Raw genomic sequence first — 20,747 nt, forward strand, 5'->3', positions numbered from 1 at the left:
CTAATTACTAGAGGAAAATATAATGATACCGTACGCATCATCAGATTATTATCAGATAATTCATGCCCGATGATACAGATACCGGCCGGGTTGTAATCCGAGCTTATAAAGGGAGAAGTCCAACCGGAATTAACGGTCTTGATCTTGCCCTTGAAGGTGGATTCATTCCAGGTAGTTCAATCCTTCTTATTGGATCTGCAACATCAGGAACTGACAGGTTTGCCAGACAGTTCTGGTCCATATCACCAGAAAAACGATCATTTTTCATGATAGATGGATACCTGGAAGAGGGAATGATCGATTCCAGAACTATGCGGTGCTCTGATATTTTTAAGGAAGAAGGAAAAGGGATAATCGTTGATTCTCTCTCTACATTGATCATAAGAGAGGGGATTGAGCCGGTTCTTTCAGGAGTAGCCTCCTGTCGGCAGGGGATTTCAGATTCGCATGATCACGCTTTTTTTACCCTTTACCGGGGCCTTCATGATCTCTATAATGAGATACTTCTGATACGGCTCTGCGACGTAGTCATTGAACTACATGAGGAGATGCGGGGAAATGAGGTTATCAGGGCTCTTGAAGTGAAAAAAATTGCAGGGATGCAACCACCCGGCAGAGTACTGCCATTCATTGTAACCGAGAAGGGCATTGAACTCTCGACCACATCACGTGTAGTGTAATCATCAACAAAAGAAGTGACATCAACTGGTATCAGAGCCAGTCAAACATTTTTTTCTGCCTTACAGGACCGGCCTTATCTTTCGCGCCTTTTTTTGGATCTTTTGGGGCAAATCTGGTGTTGATATCAGCAAAATCGATAACACTCTCTTCCTCGATCATGCGTTCTTCTGCAAGGATGATACCTGAGTTATCAGTCCCGGAGGATTGGAATTCATTACTTTCCGTCTGATTCATGGCAGGATCTGATTCAATACTTCCAAACTCCTCGCTCATCTCTTCATCGGAAGAGAAACCACGCTCTTCACGGGAGAGAAGAAAATCAATGAAAGCCTCTGCTGCATTCTGAGCTGCCGGGTTCAGTCTTTCAAACTTCTCTTCAATACTCATGTTCTACCCCTGAAACGATCGTGTGAGCGAGAGAACACGGCATGCATGTTCTCCAAGAGAGGTGAAGAGGTAACCCTCTTCAATAGTCTTGCCTGCTGCAAATGTCCCATGCCCCCGGGCGATGCAGAGCGGTGAGAGTGCAAGACATTCGGCAATATCTTCAGCGAGTTCCTGTGTTCCCGGTTCGCCATGAGCAATTGGAATGATAGGACAGAACATCTTTCCTTCACTATCAAGAGGAACCACCTCATCAAGCATGAGAGATGCAGCGACAGCATAAGGAGGATGAGCATGGACAATAGCATGGTGCCTAGTATTCTGGTATACTGCCCGGTGAACACGCCACTCACTGGATGCGGTTTTTGAAACTTCTCCAGACATTGGAGCGTAAACCAATTCTCCCGGATCATCCAGGTAAGAACCGGTTCTGGTTATTAAAAACCCATCATCTTCCGTTTTGACGCTCATATTACCGAAGTTTGCACCGACAAGATGCTCAACAACCAGCCGGTTGCCAAACCTCTTGAACTCAGCACTCACCTCTTCTCCTGATACCATAAATTTACCAGATGATAATCAGACGAATCTGACCCCAACATCTTTCATATGATTACACTTGGCGATATTATTCACCAGGGCAGTCAAACCCTCGATGACAGGCGACATCGTGAGCGGACCGGCATCATATGATTTGAGCAGGGAGATTCGATCAATCATATCCATAACAATGAGTTTGGACTCTGCATCGTCACCGCATACTGCAACTGAATATTCCAGTTCGCCATCGATGTCACGCCACCGGTTTCCTGCAATATTGTTGAATGCAACGCAGAGACGGGTTGATTCAGGAAGAATCTTCTTCAGGTGAAGAGCAGCAGATCCCTCTACAGGAGGAATATACTCAAAGAAATCGTGCTTTTCCATCGGATTGATAGGACTTATCACGATCTTCCCTTCAAGACCATGGAGCCCGGCAATCGTTGAATCAAGATGCTTGTATGGGATAGCCAGAATGATTACATCCGCTCCATCCACAACCTCCTGGTTTGTAAGGCCTCTGACAGTGCAGGACAACCCGTTATCATCGGCATATCTCAAACAAGACTCGCAGGTATCCTGTGCCTTCTCAATTTCTCGCGAGCCTACCAGTACGTCATAGATCCGGGACAGGCGCATCGCCATTCCCTCGCCGATCTTACCTGTTCCCCCGACGATCCCTATCTTCACGTTACTCCACCAGTGGTTTCAGTATAGATGCCAGGGTCTCTGCATCAGTAACTCCCTGGATCTTCTGCACCAGGAGACCATCTTTTTCGATAATGATGGTAGGAACAACAGATATCTGGTACTGCTGGGCCTCTGCCATGTGCTGATCAACGTCAAGTTTCTTGATCTCGACTTTGTCACCCATCATGCCTTTGAGTTCCTCAATGATCGGGCCCATCCTCTTACACGGTCCGCACCACTCAGCGAAAAAGTCGATTAGGATCGGTTTTCCCATAATGATAACCTAATCAGAAATTGCGTTAAAAAAACAGATAAAAGTATGGTATTGGTTATTTGGAGAGGATAGCCATGATTATATGGCCATACGCTGGTCTCGTAACCAGTACTCCAACGAGAACACCAAGGATGGTGACAACGGCAAACCCACGCAGTGTTGAGAGATCCATAAGTGCGAGAGGAAGCATGGCGATAAATACCGTTGCTGCCGAGGCGATGATGATCCCAAGTGCCCGTTTCAACCGTTTGAGGTAGATGTTTGGTGAGGGAACTTTTCCCTCATGAAGAATCTCATCAGTCAGGATAACCAGCTGATCGATTCCGGTACCAAGCACTGCAATCAGCCCCGCAATGGTGGCAAGATCGAGCTGGAGGAAGAATGATGTGATAGCCAGCAGGATGATGACTTCTGAAGCATTAATCAGGACCATCGGGAGCACGATGGCGGGCTCGTGATACCTGACCAGAATGCTGATTCCCACTGCAACCAGGGCAAAGATACCTGCAATCACACACCACATCTTGAATTGACCACCAAGTTCTGGAGATACCGAACCTGAACCTGCTATCTTGACTTCTACCGGGAGTGCACCGTTACGGAGGTGAATCTCAAGATTCTTTGCATCTTCTTTTCCTTTGTCACCTGCACCGGTTGAAGCAACCAGATTCGGGCTTGCACGGCTCTGGAGGGTTCCTGCAAGGTCTGGTGAGAGCGGAGCGCTGTATACCATCTTACCGTCAAGCATCATAGCAAGGTTGTGGTTTGATGGATCCTTAACTGCACCATTCTTGATTGCAGCCTGTCTGAACTCCTCCGCTCCTTCAGGGCTGAGTGCGAACGAGACACCCCAATTATTACTGTTCGGCGGGTTCTGTGACGGGTTGGCAACACTCTCAATTGAGTCACCAAAGACAACATGCTCGGTCTCGTTTCCGGTTGTCACAACCCGAATCTCGAACTTACCCTGCTTACCAACGATCTCCTGTGCCTGACTCATTGAGACGCCGGCCATCTCTATCCTGATGTATCTACTGACACCGTTCAGGCCGGTGATTACGTAGGTCTTGGCATCACGGGTTCCAAGGCTGTTGATCTTGTTCTCAAGAATACGCTTGATATCATCAGCAGTATCCTTGGATACACCCTGGCTATATGAAACGAGTTCAGTCTTATTTTCGCTGAAGATCTGACGCAGTTCGTCTTCAGACACCAGTTTACGTATTTCTATTTTATCTGTGCCCACTAACGAGACATCAGCATTGAGCCTTTTGCCAAGATCAGAAACAAATTGATCCACCGGCTGACTGGTCTTGAATGTTACTACAGCAGACTGGAACTCGAGTTGAATCCAGGATCCTCCAGACAGATCCAGACCGAACTGAAGGTTTGTCTGAATGCCGTTTGGACCGGGATGAGGGAATATAACGATGATAGAGGCTATTAAGAGTATGAGATAGATGGCTACCCGGTAGTCCTTAAGGGTGGTCTTGAGTTTCTCGGTATCCATTTACATACCTCCACGGAGGGTTGAGGAGAGTTTACTTTTCCCCTTAGTGGCATACCATTTCAGGATACCGACATTGGTCAGCCATGTGTTCATTACATCGAAAATGAGACCAATCAGGAGAACTTGAGACATCACATGGATAATCTCAATTCCACCGATCCATGAGACCACCCACATCGCAAAAACGGCACAAAACGCTGTGGAGGTCATGATGATACCGGTGATAAATGCCCCGTGGACTTTATCATCAAACTTACCCTGTCTTTTCAGCACCCTTGAGGTCAGCAGAATATCACTGTCCACAGAGTAACCAATCAGCATCAGGAGTGCTGCAGTTGTTCCAAGGGACAGTTGTATCCCAAGGAGATTCATAACCGCAGCAGCCATGGTCATGTCAGCAAAAGCCGAAATGACCACAGCTGCGGATGGAACAAAGGTCCGGAAGATCAGAAAAACGACGATTGACATACCGATAAAGGAGATGATCAACGCAAAAGCCGCCTGATCCTGAAGGGTCTTTCCAAATGAGGAGCCAATCTGATCGATTTTGGCACCATTGTATTTACTCTCAATCAACTTATTCAGGGAGAGGACCTTATCGTCACTCATCGTATCAAACTTGAGATATTTCCCCTGGTTGATCCCTTCCTCAACGTTGAGGAGAGGATAGTCTGCAAACGTGGCTTTGAGTTGATCTACTGTATCATCGGTAACAATAGTCACCCCGATACCTCCAGTAAACTCCATGCCGGGTTTAATCGGAAGCCCGGTGTGAATAAAAGTCATCCCCACGATAACCAGCGAAAGAGCAAGCACTATCATTGGGAATGTGCAGAGTTTCGCAGGAGAGGTGGAGCTGATATCGTATTTGAAAAAACCCATACATTACTGAGTTAGATTCACATGGAGATTAAACCATTAGCCTTCTGCGCGGAGAGGAGCAGTTTAATCATTAGAAATACAGGAGAAGAAACCATTTAGCCGATGTTCCAGATACCTCGGATTATGACTTATCAGGATGAGCGCCATGATATTGTTGAGGAGCGCCTTAGGTCCTGGCTCGCCGGGGATGATGAGGGAATCCGGCATGCAATGCTCAGGATCTTTCTAAACCACAATGACCTCTCGATCCAGGAGATCTACGAAAAATTATCTCTCTCATTCAGGACAAGTTTTCATTCAGTGTCAGGTATGATCGGGATTGTATCATCAAGGATAGGGATACTGGCAGGAACACGTAGTGACCGTGACCGGTGCCGCATCTACCGTCTGCGTGAGAAACACACCCCGATTGTGCGCCGGATTATCTCATCCCACCACCGCAGACCAGAGCAGACACCTTCTTCAGATCCTCATCAGAAGCATTTTTTCCCTCACCGTCTGACCTGTCTGGAAGATGTCTGATCTCTATGCCGGAACCCCAGTGGATGCCGGAGCACAATCTGTCTTCATCGATGATGATGTAATCGCCTATATCAATAAGCGAAATACCAATTTCCGAATCTCAACTTCCTGTGGTGGTCCCGTTCTCCTTCCTGTCTCATACAAACCTGCTAAGCCCACTGATATCACGCTTAAAGCAGGAGACCACCTCATTTACATCTCAATGTATCAGGCACGGTACATTGATCATATTCACATGGATATGATCCCTTATCACATCGAATCGATGATCGAAGGTTCAACCTGATTATGCCCTATGAAGAGCGTGAGCATACCGCAGATATCCTGATGCACGTTTGGGCACAGGATATACCAACGCTCTTTGAAGAATGTGGGCACGCACTTATGGCTGTTATGTACCAGGGATCTGCCCGCCCTGGCTGCCCTTATTCTTTTACTGTTACCGGTACCGATCATGAGCAAATCCTCCAGGCTTTTCTCTCTGAACTTCTCTGTCTTACCGAGATTGAGAATGTAGTCTTCTCTGAGATCACTGTGAGTCTTAACGAGGGAGGCCTGACTGCCAGGCTTTCAGGAGAGCCGTTTGATCGAAAGATTCATGGAGGTGGGAGTGAAGTGAAAGGAATATCATTTTCAGGCCTGTCTATCAGCAGACAGAACGATGAGTACGTACTGGATATATTGTTCGATGTGTGAGTCCTTCAATGATTAATGGTGTGAAGCGGACCGGTGATCTCGAGTGGGAGGTTCCGATAGGATTTGTAGAAGGAATGAGAGTGCCTGGCAAGTTTTTCCTCTCTGAAAACCTGACAGGGACACTTGAGGAAGGAGCGGTTACACAACTTGCCAATGTCGCAACCATGCCGGGCATTATCAGGCATTCACTTGCAATGCCTGATATTCATTGGGGGTATGGATTTCCCATTGGAGGAGTTGCAGCATTTGATTACGAAACCGGCGTGATCTCACCAGGAGGTGTCGGGTTTGACATCAATTGTGGAGTCAGGCTGCTGACTACTCCGCTCACAATCAGCGATATCACGAAGAAAAAGGAGATCCTGGATCAACTCTACGACGCAGTGCCCGTCGGGGTTGGAGCACGGTCCTCACTTCGGCTCTCTCCAAAACAGCTCGATGAAATGATGATCCATGGATCATCATGGGCAGTTGAGGAAGGGTATGGAACCGAACAGGATGTTACCCACTGCGAAGAAGGTGGAAGTATGAAGGGGGCAGACCCCTCTCATGTCTCACAAAAAGCACGGTCACGGGGGGTACCGCAGAGTGGAACCCTTGGGGCAGGTAATCATTTTCTTGAGATTCAGGTGGCATCCGAGATCTGCGATCCTGAAGCAGCAAAAGTATTCGGAGTCGAAGAAGGACAGATCTGTATTATGGTTCACTGTGGATCACGAGGTCTTGGCCACCAGGTCTGCACAGACCATCTGCAGATACTGGAAAGGGCAGTAGATAGGTATCATATCAGCCTGCCTGACAGGCAACTCGCGTGTGCCCCCCTGACATCACCAGAAGGGAGAGCATATTTTGGAGGAATGGCTGCATCTGCAAACTATGCCTGGGCAAACAGACAGGTGATAACCCACCAGATCCGCAATGTCCTCATAAAATGCTGTGGGATTGGGTACGATGACATCAGGCTAGTCTATGACGTGGCCCACAATGTTGCCAAGATGGAGGAGCATGTTGTCGATGGGAAACTGACAAAGGTGTGCGTTCACCGCAAAGGTGCAACCAGGGCATTTGGCCCGGGATGCCCGGATGTCCCCCATGACTACTCAAAGATAGGTCAGCCAGTCATCATTCCAGGAAGCATGGGTTCCTCATCATACCTCCTGAAAGGAACAGATGAGGCAATGATGCGAACCTTTGGTTCCACCTGTCACGGAGCCGGTCGAATCCTCTCACGCTCCCAGGCAAAGAAGACGATCAAAGGTAGTCAGGTAAGGGAAACCCTTGGTCGTGAAGGGATCATGGTGAAGGCTCCTCATGATGGAGCCATAGCAGAGGAAGCACCAGGGGCATACAAATCCAGTAGCGAGGTAGTCTCGGTTGTTGACAGGCTCGGGATCTCCCGGCTTGTTGTACGGTTCGAACCACTCGGAGTCATCAAGGGATAACCATGACAGGAAGGGTTGGGATCATATGGGACAGTCCGACCATGTTTACCCATCTCATAGAAGATTGCGGCTTTACTGCCGAGCTGGTCACCCCCCATCTGCTTGCAGCACCCTTTTTCCGAAGATCATTCTCTTCAGTAATTATTCCCGGAGGGTTCGCCAACCCCGCATACTCTTCAGTCATTCCTGCATTACGGGCATGCGAAGGCAGGATACGCCGGTTTATCCAGGGAGGAGGAACACTCATAGCATTTGGCGCAGGAATCAATCGCCCGGATGTATATAATTGGCTTCCATTGACTATCCAATACAGATTCGGGTTCTCTGAAGGGAAACCTGAAGACAAGGATGATCATCCCCTCGGCTGTATCATCGAGGATTATCCGGAGACAATATCCATTGATGGAGAATTTCAGATCCCGGACACAGAAACCGACGCTGACATTCAGGGCTATGAGCCTGACAAACAAGGGCCGGCGGTCAGGATGAGAATGCGGGGGGCTCCGGTTTTGGTTGAATACTCGCTCGGCGCAGGCAGGATCATCCTGACGAGCCTCCATGAATACCCTTCCCGGAGATTTCTGCGCGATTTTTGCCGGACCGAGGGCGAAACCTTATTGTAGCTGCATGCGAGGGAAATATGAGGGATATCGATGGACCACTATACCATATCGGCTGATGCAACAGCCGAAGATCTCATCCCCATCTGTATGACAATCCACGAGATTGTTGGCAGACTCCCGGTGACTGCAAAGGCACGAAACACTCCTGGTGTCAGAATTGAGGAGGGAAACGTCGTGGATCGTGCATACCTGGGGCCTGTACTGGATGAGGTTCTCTCCTCAAACAAGGTCATAAAAAAGACCCCGAAAACCGGACCATACAAAGGGGTCCCGGTCATCGTTGCCCCGGTCCGGGATGCATCAGGAGATTCCATTGCAGCTATCGGTCTTGTCGATATCACTGGCATTTTTGACCTTGCCACACTCATGGAACATCAGACCATGATCCTGAAACAAGTCTGCGGAAAAGATCCTTGTCCGCTTCCATCTGAACAGATCAACGCCAAACGGTGAACGTATGTACGCAACTGCTTTTAAAGTCCTTGAAATCCTTGAAAAGAGCGATAAACCGGTACCAAGTAGCGATATCAGCACAGAACTTTCCATCTCCAGTTCAGCGGTATGGAAGCATATCAATGAACTCAGGATGATCGGATACGACATTGTCGCTTCTGATGACGAGGGATACATGCTCGATAAGAGCAACATGGACTTCAGACCCCATGTGGTGTACAAGCATCTGAAGACGAAGGTAATCGGCAGAAGAATGCGATACTTCGACAGTATCCCCTCCACAATCTGGTATGGCAAGGATCTCGCTGACCAAGGTGAACTTGATGACCTCCACGGTTTAGTTATCATCGCTGAAGAACAGACCGGGGGCTATGGACGGATGGGTAGAGCCTGGGTCTCTCCAAGCGGGGGAATCTGGATCACCATCGTACTTACACCAAAGATCCCCATCGACCACCTGTTTATGCTCACCTTAGCTGGTGCTGTTTCTGTTGCACGGGTCCTTCGCAAGATGTTTGATATCGGTGCGCTCATCAAATGGCCCAATGACATCATCATCGGCGATAAGAAGGTTGCAGGAATCCTGCTCGAACTCGGTGCTGAGGGAGAACAGGTCAAGTACTGCCTCGTGAGTCTGGGCATTGATGCAAACATCAGTATTGATAAATTGAACGAGCCCATAAAGCACCTTATAACCTCGATAAGTGAAGAAGTGAACCACGATATTGATCGTGCAGCTCTTCTGGCTGCATTTCTGAAAGAGTTTGAGGCACGGTATGACATGATCACCCTTGGAGAATACGATGCTGTCATCAGGGAGTGGAAAACCTTCTCTTCAACCATCGGGCGAAGAGTCAGGATTAACACGCTCAGAAACAGTTTCGAAGGTGAGGCTGTTGATATCGATCCAAGTGGTGCTTTAGTAGTCAGAAAAGATAACGGCAAAATAGAGAAGGTCATAGCAGGTGACTGCGTACATATCTAAAGATGTTTGGCAACCTGGACCGTGCAGCAACACTGACCAATAGTTCCCTTTTTGTCGCCCTGATTGCAGTTTTTTCCTGGATATCAATACCTATCCCCCTCCCAATCTTCCCGGTCCCGGTCACTCTCCAGACCCTTGCAGTACTTCTTGCCGCTGCCGTAATGAAGAGACAGGCAATCATCCCTCTGGTTCTCTATCTCGTCCTTGGAGCACTTGGCCTGCCAGTCTTTCATAACGGAATGGCAGGGCTCGGGGTCATCTTCGGGCCAACCGGAGGATACCTGTTTGGTTTTATTCCCGCTGTTCTCGCAGCAGGGATTGCATATGAGCATGCCTCCCGTGAGATCCGGATCGCGGGCCTTCTTCTTGCCACGGCATTCATCTACCTCTTCGGGATCATCTGGCTCGTCCTATCTACAGGAATGTCAATCAATGCAGCCCTTGTTTCAGGGATGATTCCTTTTCTTCCTGGAGACCTGATCAAAGGTGTAGCAGTCTATGTGATTGCAGCAAGGCTCGAAAAAAACCCGCAGTGTCCAGCCCGTCAATGATATGTATTAGTTCGATCAGGTGCGGATGTCTCTCTATCTCTGATTTAACCATTAAACCAGGGCTGGTAGCGATCACCGGACCGAATGGATCAGGGAAGACAACACTCCTTGAGATGATTGCGGGGATTCAAATTCCGATTGAAGGGAGCATAAGGATCAACAACACCGAACCCAGGAAGACTACTGTCGGATGGGTCGGCGAGTTCCCTGATCTCAACATGACCTTCACCCGGGTGACGGATGAGATCGCTTCGCCACTCAGATTCTCATTTCAGCCATGCAGGGCAATAGAGGAGTCGGTGTATGAACTTGCCAGGACAATGGGCATTACGCAGCTGCTTCACAGACCAGTTCGCTCTCTGTCGGGAGGAGAAAAAGTCCTTATTGCACTTGCTTCTGCCCTCATAACAAAACCTGAAGTTCTAATCCTAGATGAGACTGATTCACACCTTGATGCATTCACACTTGGCACCGTTGATATTATCATCAGGAATGTGGGCGTGCCTCATGTTCTGTTTGCAACCCATCGGCCTGATCGAGTAACATCTGCTGATCACGTGATCGTGATAAAACAAGGTGAGGTTCTTCGTAAAGGGACCCCCGATGAGATACACCTAAACTCAATCCAAGGATCTGAACATCTCTCCCTTCTCCGAACACTCAGGGACCCCACCCTCTGGAGGGCTGTACATGCATCTGACTCTTGAGCAGGTCACAATCAGGAGAGATGACTTCTCACTCCTGGCAAGTGGAACTTTTTATCAGGGAATCCACCTTCTCACCGGGAAGGTAGGATCAGGCAAGTCTACCCTCGGAGAGATCCTTTGCAGGGTGATTGAACCTGTAGATGGCAGGATGACATGTGACGGGATACGGTCTTCTGTACTCTCGATGCAGTTTCCTGAGTACCACATCACCACCACAACTGTCATGGAAGAGATCCTCAGTTGGAAACGCGATCCGGATCAGGTTCTTGAGACTGCCGGCCTTCAGGGAAGGGGCTGCCATGACCTTCTCACCCTTTCGCGGGGAGAACTCAAACGGATTCATCTCGCGTGTATGCTTCTTGGCAGGTATGATCTGATGGTACTCGATGAGCCATTTGCCGGCCTTGATGAAGAGGCCAGGTACTGGATCTCATCTCACCTTTCAGATCATCGGGATGGGATCATTATTATCATCAGTCATGATATCACCACTCTTCCCTCCATTAACCATCTCTGGGAGATGCAGGGTGGGGTTCTTTCTGATATCGGGGAAATACCAGGGGCACTTCGCAGCTGGAAAAATCCTCCTCCACTGATCAGGTATCTTCTGAAGAATGACTCTGAACTTTCAGGACTCTCATGGCAGGATCTTGCGGAGGCGGCATGCAGGATCCGCGGATAAGGCTCGGTGCAGTACTGCTCCTCTCGATTGTTTCCTTTCTCTCCCTTACCGGAGCATTACTCACTGTGCTCTGGTGGCTAACCTGTACAAATCGAAGAACCACATTGCACGATCTCCGTACCGGTGTTATGGTCTTCATGCTTCCTGCCATTGCTGCTATTGCAACCGAGTGGTCGGGAGGCGACGGAGTTTCCTATCTCATACGAATATCGGTTGTGCTTGTAATCGCATTATGGGCCTACAATGAGCGATATCCGGGAGAACTCCTTGATGTTTCAGTCTGGCTTTTCGGGAGGAGAAATGGATTCGATCTCGGTCTTGTCGGAGAGATGAGTATATCCACAACCGAGATCCTTGCTGACGAACTCAGGCGAACACGGATCGCGCTCTCGCAGAAAGATCAGCGGCTTTCAGGAACAAATCTCCCGCCTGTTATTGCCAGTCTTCTTGTCAGGCAACTGAGGCTTGCCCGTGAACGAGCCGATGTCCTTGCACTGCGAGGATATCAGGGGGGTGGCAGCCTGTGTCCCTCTTTTGTGACCTCATATTTTGATATCGCTGCCGGGGCATTTTGCGTGCTGATTTTCGCAGTATCAGTGATACTCTGAGACTTTTTTAAAGTCTCCGGTTGAACCTTTTCTGTTTGAATCGCAACCTGCCGATTCAGAGGTGGCAATATGAGTCCAGCCCGGAATACGAAGCTTCAGATCACCGATACCACACTTAGGGATGCCCATCAGTCTCTCATTGCAACACGGATGAGGACCGAGGATATGATCCCGCTCGCACGGGCAATAGACAAAGCCGGATTCTTTTCAGTTGAGGCATGGGGAGGTGCAACTTTTGACAGTTGCATCAGATTCCTGAATGAGGATCCATGGCACCGTCTTACCACCCTGAAAGAGGAACTCAGGCACACCCCAATCCAGATGCTCCTCCGCGGCCAGAATCTTGTTGGATACCGACATTACTCTGATGATGTCGTTGACCGGTTCATCGATCTCTCATATAAAAATGGGGTAGACATCTTTAGGGTCTTTGACGCACTCAACGACATCAGAAACATGGAGAGGTCGATGACCCGGGTAAAGGAGGCAGGAGCACACCTGCAGGCCACCATCTCATATACAACGAGCCCGGTTCATTCAACAAAAGGGTTTATTGAATTGGCCCGGGAACTCTACGCCCACGAATGTGACTCTATCTGTATCAAGGATATGGCAGGCCTTGCCATGCCTGAAGAGACACGGGCACTTATCACCGGAATAAAGGACGAGATGGATGTAATCGTAGATCTTCATTCCCACTCCACGAGTGGGATCGCATCAATGGCATACCAGGCAGCTATTGAGGCAGGTGTTGATATCCTTGATACCGCCATGTCTCCGTTCGCACTCGGAACCAGCCAGCCACCAACCGAGAGCACTGTTGCATCTGTCAAAGGGACTCCACGGGATACCGGGATCGATCTGCTCATTCTTCGTGAGATCAAGGACGAATGCATGAAAATCAGGCAGAAGTACGATGCTCTCTTTACACCAGTTGCCGAACGGGTGGATAGTGACGTCCTGATCTATCAGCTTCCTGGTGGCATGATCACAAACCTCGTCTCACAATTACAGGAACAGGATGCACTTGACCGGCTTGATGATGTATTTCGTGAGGTCCCCGAGGTACGACGTGACCTCGGGTATCCCCCGCTGGTAACCCCGACTTCTCAGATTGTCGGGAGCCAGGCTGTGTTTAATGTTCTTGTCGGAGGGGAGCGGTACAAGAACGTGACCAAGGAGGTCCGTGATTACGTCAAAGGGCTTTACGGTCGTTCACCAGGTCCGATCTCTGATGAGATCCGCAATCTAATAATCGGTGATGAGGAGGTCATCACTCAGCGCCCTGCTGATCTTCTGGACCCAATGTATTCAAAGATGAAGAAAGAGGCTGAGGATGCAGGCCTGGTAAAGAAGGAAGAGGATGTTCTGACATACATCCTCTATCCGGCAATTGCCCCATCATTTTTGAAGGGCGAGAGACAGGCTGAGAAGATCCCGACCTGTTCTGCAAAGAAGAGTTCAGGCTTTGAGATGCCCGATTCGATGCAGGTAGAGGTTGATGGTGAGACCTTCACTGTCCGGATCCTTGCAATCGGCGATCAACAGGCAAAGGAGAAGCCAAAGGTCTCGGGCCCACCAAAGCAGGATATGCCTGGAGGGGTCAGAAGCAACATGCAGGGAATGGTCCTTGAGATGAAGGTCGGGCGTGGGGATGAGGTAAAAGCCGGAGAGACCCTGCTTATCCTTGAAGCCATGAAGATGGAGAATCCGATTAGCAGCCCGCGTGACGGGGTCGTCACCGATATCTTTGTCGACACCGGCGACACAGTCCTGAGCGGCGACGTGCTCATGGTGATCGAATGAAGTATTTTGACAAGATACTCATTGCCAACCGGGGAGAGATCGCAATCAGGGTTATGCGGGCATGCCGCGAACTCGGGATCGATACAGTCGCTATTTACTCAGAAGCTGACAAAAATTCACTTTTTGTTCATTACGCAGATGAAGCCTTTCCAGTAGGACCGGCTCCACCATCCAAGTCCTACCTGAACATGGAACGGATCATCGCGGTTGCAAAGACCTCTGGAGCTGAAGCAATCCATCCAGGATACGGATTTCTAGCAGAAAACGCTGCATTTTCGGGACTCTGTGAAGAGGAAGGAATCACCTTCATCGGCCCAAAGAAGAAGACTATCGCCGCGATGGGATCCAAGATCAGATCCAAGCAGACGATGAAAGACGCCGGAGTTCCGGTTCTTCCAGGAACTGACGGGGGCATTGACGATATCAGTAAGGCAGCAAAAATCGCTGATCAGATAGGATATCCGGTGATCGTAAAAGCCAGCGCTGGTGGTGGAGGCATTGGGATGCAGATCGTACATGAACCTTCAGAGATCGAGCAGGCCATCGAAGGGGCAATGCGAATTGCAGAGTCTGCATTCGGAGACAGGACGGTCTTCATCGAGAAGTATCTCCAGAAACCACGGCACGTAGAGGTGCAGGTCTTCTGCGACGAACATGACAACGGCGTCCATATGTTCGAGCGTGAGTGTTCGATCCAGCGCAGGCACCAGAAGCTGATTGAAGAAGCTCCCTGCCCGGTGATGACACCAGAACTGCGTGAGAAGATGACAAATTCTGCACTGAAGGTTGCAGAAGCAGTCGATTACGTGAACGCAGGCACTGTTGAGTTCCTGTATGATAACGGGAACTATTACTTCATGGAGATGAACACCAGGCTTCAGGTCGAGCACACCATCACCGAACTGATAACCGGTATTGATCTTGTCAGGCAGCAGATCATTGTCGCTGCCGGTGATCCCCTCGAATATGCCCAGGAAGATATCACCATCAGAGGTCATGCCATTGAGTGTCGTATCAATGCTGAGGATCCACTGAACAACTTTGCCGCAGATCCCGGAAAGATCGTCAGGTACCGCTCACCCGGGGGTCCGGGGATCAGGCTTGACTCAGGTATTCACGCAGGATACACAATTCCTCCGCATTATGACTCAATGATTGCAAAACTCTGTGCCTGGGCAATGACCCGTGACCTGGCAATAGCAAGAATGAGACGTGCTATCTATGAGTACGTGATTCTTGGTGTGAAGACGACCCTGCCACTCCATCATGCCATCATGCATAACCCTGAGTTCATTTCCGGCAACACACATACGCATTTCCTCCAGGAGGAGCATATCTCAAAGACTCTCAAGCGGTACATCCAGGAAGACGAAACCAGGATGACTCAGCTTGCAACACCACTCAGAAACGATCGGAAGATCGCAGCGATCAGTGCCGGTCTGATTGCAGTGATTGAGAAGAATAAAGAATAATTTTTTATGCACAGAACAGACAAGGAAGTCCAGGATCAGGGATGGATTGATACTGTTCTCATAAAGGCACTCTTTTGTCATCTGGCCATCCCTGGTGTTGATGAGTATCCCTGCCTGATACCGATGAACTTTGTTTGGTCTGAAGGAAGGCTCATCTTACACTCAGCCATCGACGGTGAGAAGATACGTCTTCTTAAGAACAATCCTCACGCATCATTCGCGGTTGAGTCTGATGTCGATCTCATCACCAATACCAATGCCTGTGGGTATGGGATGCGGTACAGGAGCGTCATCGGACACGGCACAGTAAGGTTTGCCGAAGAATGCGAGGAGAAGAACCACCTGCTCAAAGTACTCTCTGAAAAATATACATCATACCCGGTTGATGACTTTTCTCTAGATGCACTTGATCATGTGGCGGTGTTAGTTATCACGCCCATATCGCTTACAGGGAAAAATTCCGGATACCCTCTGTAGGTACGGCACACATGGCTTGATAACAGGTTAGTGAGTCGGTATGACCCTGAAGATGTCAGACTGGGTTAGGATCCCAATCGGCTGTCCGTCTTCAACCACAACCAGTCGCCCAATCTGCTTCTCCTTGAACTTGCGAATCACCTCGTAGATCTGGACAGAAGCATCAGCCTGAATTACCTCTTCGGTCATGACCTCGCTTACCGGTGCTTCCAGGCTTATCTTCTCTTCAATTGCCAGGAGAATGTCGGTCATGGTGATAATACCCATGAGAAAATTCCCTTCCATAACCGGTGCCCCGTGAATGCGATATTTATTGAAGAGATGGATTGCGTCCATCAGGGTTGACCTGGTTGAGAGCATCTTGATTGGAGCAGTCATGTAACTGCGGATAGGCTTCTTTGGAAGTGAGACCATCTCAAGGATTGAAACGATGAGTGCAGGCTCATTCTCATCTTTTCCAAACACCTCTCCTTTGATCATCAGTTTATTCATCGGAGTCGGACCGATGGTGATCACATCCCCGATGTTGAAAAGTTTCACGCTCCCAATGATCTTGATCTGGGCATGGCAGATATCAGCGTGCGAGAGGGTGGTGAAGATAATCTCAGCAACCTTGACACCAGGGATGACCTCGCTTTCGCGGGAGATTTTAACCTCATATACCTCCCCATCACGCTTCAGATTGAGTTCTTTGTATGCAACAGCAGTCGGATGATATCCACCCTTGGGCCCGGGAATACCGTCAACAAGGCCAATTGCTTTTAGTGCCTGCATCTGGTTTCTGACAGTGCCAGGATTCCTGCGTATGATATCAGCGATCTCCTCCCCCTTGATCGGTATCGACTTCTTCTCATAGAGACTGATGAGGGTGATGAGGATATCGTTCTGGATAAGAGACAGATCCATAATATTACCTCGTTAACACGTAGATCATGACATTATTCCGCTACACGACTACTCCTCATAATGGTAGATCCACATATAGGGCAGTGCGTGCAGGTATATCTGATTTAATTGAGTTCATCTACATGATAAATCATGATGGTTTTTAAACTTTAAAAAGAACCAGAGAGGATGTATCCTGACAGAATAGTTTCACCAATCAAAACTTATAAGGAGAACGCGAGCACGCTGTAGACCTTATTCAATACGTTTCCATCCGCGCAAATCATTTGCCCATCCGAATTTTACTCCTGCCATTTACAACCCACTCATGGTTTATCTCTTTAGTTCGCATGAACCTGTTAAGGGAGTATAACTATGACTCAAAGACGCGAGGCCGATATAACTGCAACGAGAGAGACGGATAAGAGGCTTTTTTAGTTGTAAACGATTATCCAGTCAGCACCCCCACTAATCCCACAAGCGCAGAGTTTCGTATGGATATCAATAATAATACGCAATCAATGAACTTCGAACGGATACCAACTGTACCAACCGCAGATGAGGTCCTTGACAGGGCACTTCGCCGGGCTGCAGCTAAGATGCGTGAGAAGAAGCAGAAGAAACGTGCATCAGAAGAATTCGTAAGGGCAGCATACCTCTCAGTTCACGACAAACTTGTCTCTGTCATCCAGGGTTTCCCTGAGATGGATAATCTTCCCCAGTTCTACCAGGATCTCTTCGAGGTAATCTGGGGTATCGAACGCCTTCGCAAGGCTCTCGGAGCTGTAGGCTGGGCAGCCAGGTGGTCAAAGGACCACAGGGGGGGTCTTGCCAAGGATGTCAGGTTCTCCAGTGATGAGGATGCTACCGCTTCCCGGAAAAAGGCCGTTGCACGACTTGCATCGGTGGTTCATCAGATCGATGATCAACTCCTCTACCTCAATGAGGTCAGGAATGTCATGCGTAAACTTCCGGTCATTGAGGACGTCTTCACCATCGTTGTGGCAGGATTTCCAAACGTGGGTAAATCCTCATTCATCAGGAGAGTCTCATCAGCAGAGCCTGAGATAGCCTCGTACCCGTTTACCACAAAGGGTGTGATCATCGGTCACCGGATTGAACGCAGAGAAAAGATCCAGCTAATCGACACACCCGGCCTGCTTGACCGGCCCGCAGAGGAGAGAAATACAATCGAAAAACAGGCGATTTCAGCGATCATCAACACCGCTGATGTCATCCTGTTTATTCTTGACCCGAGTACCTACTGCGGATTTCCTCTTGAAGACCAGATGCGTCTGCTCGACGAGATCAGGGAACTTGTCCATGTTCCGATTATAGCCGTTGTAAACAAGTCAGATGTAAAAACCCTTGAAGGATACAAGGCTATGTCAACAGCTTCAGGCGAAGGGGTTGAAGAGGTGCTTGAGATGCTCCTCTCAGAAAAACCGGCTCCAGGTGCAGCCCACCACCCCGGGCGTCAGGGGTACTCAGATCCCGATGAGGAACCAGCCGATAAGGAATCCTATGATCGCCCCTCCATTAAGTGGCGGGAGTCCGGCCTGAGGCCTCCCCGACGAGACGAAATAGAGAAGTAATGCCATTCCTGCAACTGAACCTATCATTGTAGTAATAACGGGGATAGAAAACCCGAACATCCCTTTTGCAGGCAGAAACACCGCTGCTGAAACTACAAGGATAGAGGGCATGATAAGATCACCAAGCCCCATCAGATATGCAGCCCTCTCGGGTTTTTGGTTCTGCTCTCCAGGAAGAGAATCAGAATTCTCACCAGAATTTTCGGGTTTCACCATACCGCCAACACCATCCCTGATGAATGAGTATCCCTCCTTTTTGGGAACAACAACCATGATAGGCATCCTGTTTTCAATGACTCCTTCAGCAAGGGTCAGCATGTGTTTTGTCCGGTACACTGATATCGCATCATAAACTGCAAGAAGAATGAGGAGCAGTATGACGGGTACAGGTTCGAGCGATATTCCAAATATTGAGGCAATCCCGGCTGAAAGAAGTACTCCGAGTACATCAACAACATACCATTCTGGATATTTTGCAAGGAGGGCGGTTGCTCCAACCGAGAGGAGCAACCCGACGACAGTAGACACAGCCATACCAACTCCTACAAGGGAGAGAAGGCCTGTGAAGACATAGATAAACGAGAGGAAGAGCGATGCCCATATGACTAGTTGAATAGCCCATTTCAGGCGGTACTTTAGCAGAGCAAGGAGTACCACTGTAAATCCGAGCAGCATTGCAATGAACCAGAACGGATTTTCAAAAGATGATGGATCTTCAAAAACTGCATACCCTGACTGGATCATCGGAACTGACAGGATAACTGCTCCTGCCTCCACAATGAGGAGCATCAGAGGCATTGCAGCAAGAGAGAGGAGAGGATTCAGGGACCTTCCTCCTTTGGTATATGTATTTGGAAGCTGATTGTCAGAGGGTTCCATGTGTCTAAGAGGGAAGACTCTGAATGGTACATAATTATATCCCACATCAAAAGGCTACTCAACCAGTTCGCATTTACGCTGCCGGAGAGCGAAATAGTCACGGGTTCCGCGCATACTCTGTAAAGAACAAACCCCTATTACGCAGAGAGGAGACATACATCAGAAGACCGGTCACAGTCATATCAGATCAATAGTCCAAACCTGGGATTGTTGCTCATCATAGATCTGATACATATCGATTCTGCTGACCGGTTTAACTGAGGTGGAGAGAATACATGGGTGTAGCCTTACGCGATATTATTGCCCCATATAAACATCCGGCTGAACCACAGGATCTTACCGGAGTTGCATCTGTTGATGCATTCAACGCGCTCTATCAGTTTCTGTCCATTATCAGACAGCCGGACGGAACACCGCTTATGGACAAAGAAGGGCGGGTAACATCACATCTGTCAGGGATCTTTTTCCGTACCACAAACTTTCTCCAGCAGGGTATTCAGCCAGTCTGGATCTTTGATGGTAAACCCCCCGAACTAAAGGCACGGACAATAGGGGAACGCCGGGCAGTCAGAGAAGTCGCTCAGGAAAAATGGGAACAGGCAAAACGGGAAGGTGATACTGCCGGAGCATTCAGGTATGCAATGGCGTCATCAAAACTTGATGAAGAAGTCTTATCTTCAGCCCGTAACCTGCTTGATCTGCTCGGGGTTCCGGTTATTAATGCTCCATCAGAAGGTGAGGCAGAAGCCTCCAATATGGTCAGGACAGGTGCTGCCAGGTACGTTGCATCCCAGGATTACGATACTCTGCTCTTTGGGGCACCACTCCTGGTTCGGAACCTGACAGTGTCAGGAAAGAGAAGATCCCACGGAAGGATGGTTAATGTCCTGCCTGAAACAGTAGTTCTTGATGATGTGCTCACGGGCCTCGATCTTACAAGAGAAGCTCTAATTGATGTGGCTATTCTGGTTGGGACTGATTTCAATGAGGGAGCAGTTGGAGTCGGTGCAAAAACTGCACTCAAAAAGATCAAAGCCGGAGAATTCAAAGAGATTGTCTCATCAAAACTTCCTGACCTTGATCCTGAACCAATACGAAATTTTTTCCTGAACCCCCCAGTATCCGGAAATTACCCTGTCGAATGGAAAAAGCCTGATCACGACAGGATTATATCATTTCTCTGTGGGGATTACGGATTTTCTGAAGATAGAATAAATCCGGTACTTGAGAAGATCAGTGGCAGGGGAAAACAACGGACTCTTGACAGTTGGTTCTAACCTCAAGGCTTGTTTCTCTAAAAGAACAGAACCAGGTACACTTTTTCTTGTCTGCACCGATATCTGATCAGGAGAATATGATCGGAACGACCTGTTTGAATACACATAGGATTTTGTTAGGGGTCT

At 48.8% G+C, this 20,747-nt stretch carries 25 protein-coding genes; 17 read left to right on the plus strand and 8 right to left on the minus strand.

Annotated features, from left to right (window positions below; all coding sequences use genetic code 11):
- Nucleotides 1–62 precede the first annotated feature (62 nt).
- Nucleotides 63–680 (plus strand): RAD55 family ATPase, encoded by a 618-nt coding sequence (locus VN429_RS08260; protein WP_325631986.1) that lies wholly within the window; start codon nucleotides 63–65, stop codon nucleotides 678–680.
- Nucleotides 681–711: 31 nt separating this feature from the next.
- Here the strand turns inward: VN429_RS08260 and VN429_RS08265 are convergent, their stop codons facing one another.
- The 6 genes from VN429_RS08265 to VN429_RS08290 are packed head-to-tail and all read right to left on the minus strand — an operon-like array spanning nucleotide 712 to nucleotide 4,961.
- Nucleotides 712–1,068: a hypothetical protein gene (locus VN429_RS08265; RefSeq protein ID WP_325631988.1), complete on the minus strand. Its 357-nt coding sequence runs from the start codon at nucleotides 1,066–1,068 to the stop codon at nucleotides 712–714.
- A 3-nt stretch (nucleotides 1,069–1,071) separates the two neighbouring features.
- The gene (locus VN429_RS08270; RefSeq protein ID WP_325631991.1) at nucleotides 1,072–1,626 is read right to left on the minus strand and encodes an aldolase; all 555 of its coding nucleotides are present in this window, start codon (nucleotides 1,624–1,626) and stop codon (nucleotides 1,072–1,074) included.
- Between the two features lie 18 nt (nucleotides 1,627–1,644).
- The gene (npdG, locus tag VN429_RS08275; protein ID WP_325631993.1) at nucleotides 1,645–2,295 is read right to left on the minus strand and encodes an NADPH-dependent F420 reductase; all 651 of its coding nucleotides are present in this window, start codon (nucleotides 2,293–2,295) and stop codon (nucleotides 1,645–1,647) included.
- Between the two features lies 1 nt (nucleotide 2,296).
- Nucleotides 2,297–2,569: a thioredoxin family protein gene (locus VN429_RS08280; protein WP_325631995.1), complete on the minus strand. Its 273-nt coding sequence runs from the start codon at nucleotides 2,567–2,569 to the stop codon at nucleotides 2,297–2,299.
- Nucleotides 2,570–2,624: 55 nt separating this feature from the next.
- On the minus strand, nucleotides 2,625–4,079 hold the full coding sequence (locus VN429_RS08285) for a preprotein translocase subunit SecD (protein ID WP_325631998.1): 1,455 nt from the start codon (nucleotides 4,077–4,079) through the stop codon (nucleotides 2,625–2,627).
- Nucleotides 4,080–4,961, minus strand: a complete 882-nt coding sequence (locus tag VN429_RS08290) for a protein translocase subunit SecF (protein ID WP_325632000.1) — start codon at nucleotides 4,959–4,961, stop codon at nucleotides 4,080–4,082.
- Between the two features lie 123 nt (nucleotides 4,962–5,084).
- Between VN429_RS08290 and VN429_RS08295 the strand changes: the two genes are divergently transcribed.
- The 14 genes from VN429_RS08295 (at nucleotide 5,085) to VN429_RS08360 (ending at nucleotide 15,985) form a co-directional block, all read left to right on the plus strand.
- Entirely contained in the window at nucleotides 5,085–5,483 is a 399-nt protein-coding gene (locus VN429_RS08295; protein WP_325632002.1) for a DUF2551 domain-containing protein, read from the plus strand.
- Nucleotides 5,476–5,769: a hypothetical protein gene (locus VN429_RS08300; RefSeq protein WP_325632005.1), complete on the plus strand. Its 294-nt coding sequence runs from the start codon at nucleotides 5,476–5,478 to the stop codon at nucleotides 5,767–5,769. The genes VN429_RS08295 and VN429_RS08300 overlap by 8 nt, the downstream gene beginning before the upstream one ends.
- A 2-nt stretch (nucleotides 5,770–5,771) precedes the next feature.
- Nucleotides 5,772–6,179 (plus strand): archease, encoded by a 408-nt coding sequence (locus VN429_RS08305; RefSeq protein WP_325632008.1) that lies wholly within the window; start codon nucleotides 5,772–5,774, stop codon nucleotides 6,177–6,179.
- An 8-nt stretch (nucleotides 6,180–6,187) separates the two neighbouring features.
- On the plus strand, nucleotides 6,188–7,621 hold the full coding sequence (locus tag VN429_RS08310; RefSeq protein ID WP_325632010.1) for an RtcB family protein: 1,434 nt from the start codon (nucleotides 6,188–6,190) through the stop codon (nucleotides 7,619–7,621).
- A gap of 2 nt (nucleotides 7,622–7,623) precedes the next feature.
- Nucleotides 7,624–8,244 carry a type 1 glutamine amidotransferase family protein gene (locus VN429_RS08315; protein WP_325632013.1) on the plus strand — a complete coding sequence of 207 codons (621 nt, stop codon included), beginning with the start codon at nucleotides 7,624–7,626 and terminating at the stop codon, nucleotides 8,242–8,244.
- 30 nt (nucleotides 8,245–8,274) lie between these two features.
- A complete protein-coding gene (locus tag VN429_RS08320) occupies nucleotides 8,275–8,697 on the plus strand; it encodes a DUF2111 domain-containing protein (protein WP_325632015.1) in 423 nt (140 codons plus the stop codon).
- Nucleotides 8,698–8,701: 4 nt separating this feature from the next.
- Nucleotides 8,702–9,682: a biotin--[acetyl-CoA-carboxylase] ligase gene (locus VN429_RS08325; RefSeq protein ID WP_325632017.1), complete on the plus strand. Its 981-nt coding sequence runs from the start codon at nucleotides 8,702–8,704 to the stop codon at nucleotides 9,680–9,682.
- 2 nt (nucleotides 9,683–9,684) lie between these two features.
- Nucleotides 9,685–10,233 (plus strand): biotin transporter BioY, encoded by a 549-nt coding sequence (locus tag VN429_RS08330; protein WP_325632020.1) that lies wholly within the window; start codon nucleotides 9,685–9,687, stop codon nucleotides 10,231–10,233.
- Complete coding sequence (locus VN429_RS08335; RefSeq protein WP_325632024.1) at nucleotides 10,230–10,940, plus strand: energy-coupling factor ABC transporter ATP-binding protein; 711 nt, start codon at nucleotides 10,230–10,232, stop codon at nucleotides 10,938–10,940. The genes VN429_RS08330 and VN429_RS08335 overlap by 4 nt, the downstream gene beginning before the upstream one ends.
- Nucleotides 10,924–11,622: an ATP-binding cassette domain-containing protein gene (locus VN429_RS08340; protein ID WP_325632028.1), complete on the plus strand. Its 699-nt coding sequence runs from the start codon at nucleotides 10,924–10,926 to the stop codon at nucleotides 11,620–11,622. The genes VN429_RS08335 and VN429_RS08340 overlap by 17 nt, the downstream gene beginning before the upstream one ends.
- On the plus strand, nucleotides 11,604–12,230 hold the full coding sequence (locus tag VN429_RS08345) for a hypothetical protein (RefSeq protein ID WP_325632031.1): 627 nt from the start codon (nucleotides 11,604–11,606) through the stop codon (nucleotides 12,228–12,230). Before VN429_RS08340 ends, VN429_RS08345 begins: the two co-directional genes overlap by 19 nt.
- A 69-nt stretch (nucleotides 12,231–12,299) precedes the next feature.
- Nucleotides 12,300–14,036: a pyruvate/oxaloacetate carboxyltransferase gene (locus VN429_RS08350; RefSeq protein WP_325632033.1), complete on the plus strand. Its 1,737-nt coding sequence runs from the start codon at nucleotides 12,300–12,302 to the stop codon at nucleotides 14,034–14,036.
- Entirely contained in the window at nucleotides 14,033–15,508 is a 1,476-nt protein-coding gene (locus VN429_RS08355) for an acetyl-CoA carboxylase biotin carboxylase subunit (RefSeq protein ID WP_325632038.1), read from the plus strand. The genes VN429_RS08350 and VN429_RS08355 overlap by 4 nt, the downstream gene beginning before the upstream one ends.
- Nucleotides 15,509–15,514: 6 nt before the next feature.
- Nucleotides 15,515–15,985: a pyridoxamine 5'-phosphate oxidase family protein gene (locus tag VN429_RS08360; RefSeq protein ID WP_325632042.1), complete on the plus strand. Its 471-nt coding sequence runs from the start codon at nucleotides 15,515–15,517 to the stop codon at nucleotides 15,983–15,985.
- Between the two features lie 27 nt (nucleotides 15,986–16,012).
- Here the strand turns inward: VN429_RS08360 and VN429_RS08365 are convergent, their stop codons facing one another.
- The gene (locus VN429_RS08365; protein WP_325632044.1) at nucleotides 16,013–16,891 is read right to left on the minus strand and encodes a CBS domain-containing protein; all 879 of its coding nucleotides are present in this window, start codon (nucleotides 16,889–16,891) and stop codon (nucleotides 16,013–16,015) included.
- A 473-nt stretch (nucleotides 16,892–17,364) separates the two neighbouring features.
- Here VN429_RS08365 and VN429_RS08370 point away from each other — a divergent pair, with 473 nt between their 5' ends.
- A complete protein-coding gene (locus VN429_RS08370) occupies nucleotides 17,365–18,465 on the plus strand; it encodes an NOG1 family protein (RefSeq protein WP_414675298.1) in 1,101 nt (366 codons plus the stop codon).
- On the opposite strand, the gene VN429_RS08375 is transcribed toward VN429_RS08370, so the two are convergent.
- Entirely contained in the window at nucleotides 18,358–19,344 is a 987-nt protein-coding gene (locus tag VN429_RS08375; RefSeq protein WP_325632048.1) for a presenilin family intramembrane aspartyl protease PSH, read from the minus strand. The two genes, VN429_RS08370 and VN429_RS08375, sit on opposite strands and share 108 nt — an antisense overlap.
- 275 nt (nucleotides 19,345–19,619) lie before the next feature.
- Here VN429_RS08375 and fen point away from each other — a divergent pair, with 275 nt between their 5' ends.
- Nucleotides 19,620–20,621 (plus strand): flap endonuclease-1, encoded by a 1,002-nt coding sequence (gene fen, locus VN429_RS08380; RefSeq protein WP_325632050.1) that lies wholly within the window; start codon nucleotides 19,620–19,622, stop codon nucleotides 20,619–20,621.
- Nucleotides 20,622–20,747 lie beyond the last annotated feature (126 nt).

Source organism: Methanospirillum sp. (assembly GCF_035560735.1).
Lineage (GTDB): Archaea > Halobacteriota > Methanomicrobia > Methanomicrobiales > Methanospirillaceae > Methanospirillum.

Coding starts and splice junctions, on each gene's coding strand:
- VN429_RS08260 (WP_325631986.1), top strand. CDS start 63: ATGCCCGATGATACAGATACCGGCCGGGTTGTAATCCGAGCTTATAAA.
- VN429_RS08265 (WP_325631988.1), bottom strand. CDS start 1,068: ATGAGTATTGAAGAGAAGTTTGAAAGACTGAACCCGGCAGCTCAGAAT.
- VN429_RS08270 (WP_325631991.1), bottom strand. CDS start 1,626: ATGGTATCAGGAGAAGAGGTGAGTGCTGAGTTCAAGAGGTTTGGCAAC.
- VN429_RS08280 (WP_325631995.1), bottom strand. CDS start 2,569: ATGGGAAAACCGATCCTAATCGACTTTTTCGCTGAGTGGTGCGGACCG.
- VN429_RS08285 (WP_325631998.1), bottom strand. CDS start 4,079: ATGGATACCGAGAAACTCAAGACCACCCTTAAGGACTACCGGGTAGCC.
- VN429_RS08290 (WP_325632000.1), bottom strand. CDS start 4,961: ATGGGTTTTTTCAAATACGATATCAGCTCCACCTCTCCTGCGAAACTC.
- VN429_RS08295 (WP_325632002.1), top strand. CDS start 5,085: ATGACTTATCAGGATGAGCGCCATGATATTGTTGAGGAGCGCCTTAGG.
- VN429_RS08300 (WP_325632005.1), top strand. CDS start 5,476: ATGTCTGATCTCTATGCCGGAACCCCAGTGGATGCCGGAGCACAATCT.
- VN429_RS08305 (WP_325632008.1), top strand. CDS start 5,772: ATGCCCTATGAAGAGCGTGAGCATACCGCAGATATCCTGATGCACGTT.
- VN429_RS08310 (WP_325632010.1), top strand. CDS start 6,188: ATGATTAATGGTGTGAAGCGGACCGGTGATCTCGAGTGGGAGGTTCCG.
- VN429_RS08315 (WP_325632013.1), top strand. CDS start 7,624: ATGACAGGAAGGGTTGGGATCATATGGGACAGTCCGACCATGTTTACC.
- VN429_RS08320 (WP_325632015.1), top strand. CDS start 8,275: ATGGACCACTATACCATATCGGCTGATGCAACAGCCGAAGATCTCATC.
- VN429_RS08325 (WP_325632017.1), top strand. CDS start 8,702: ATGTACGCAACTGCTTTTAAAGTCCTTGAAATCCTTGAAAAGAGCGAT.
- VN429_RS08330 (WP_325632020.1), top strand. CDS start 9,685: ATGTTTGGCAACCTGGACCGTGCAGCAACACTGACCAATAGTTCCCTT.
- VN429_RS08335 (WP_325632024.1), top strand. CDS start 10,230: ATGATATGTATTAGTTCGATCAGGTGCGGATGTCTCTCTATCTCTGAT.
- VN429_RS08340 (WP_325632028.1), top strand. CDS start 10,924: ATGCATCTGACTCTTGAGCAGGTCACAATCAGGAGAGATGACTTCTCA.
- VN429_RS08345 (WP_325632031.1), top strand. CDS start 11,604: ATGCAGGATCCGCGGATAAGGCTCGGTGCAGTACTGCTCCTCTCGATT.
- VN429_RS08350 (WP_325632033.1), top strand. CDS start 12,300: ATGAGTCCAGCCCGGAATACGAAGCTTCAGATCACCGATACCACACTT.
- VN429_RS08355 (WP_325632038.1), top strand. CDS start 14,033: ATGAAGTATTTTGACAAGATACTCATTGCCAACCGGGGAGAGATCGCA.
- VN429_RS08360 (WP_325632042.1), top strand. CDS start 15,515: ATGCACAGAACAGACAAGGAAGTCCAGGATCAGGGATGGATTGATACT.
- VN429_RS08365 (WP_325632044.1), bottom strand. CDS start 16,891: ATGGATCTGTCTCTTATCCAGAACGATATCCTCATCACCCTCATCAGT.
- VN429_RS08370 (WP_414675298.1), top strand. CDS start 17,365: ATGGATATCAATAATAATACGCAATCAATGAACTTCGAACGGATACCA.
- VN429_RS08375 (WP_325632048.1), bottom strand. CDS start 19,344: ATGGAACCCTCTGACAATCAGCTTCCAAATACATATACCAAAGGAGGA.
- fen (WP_325632050.1), top strand. CDS start 19,620: ATGGGTGTAGCCTTACGCGATATTATTGCCCCATATAAACATCCGGCT.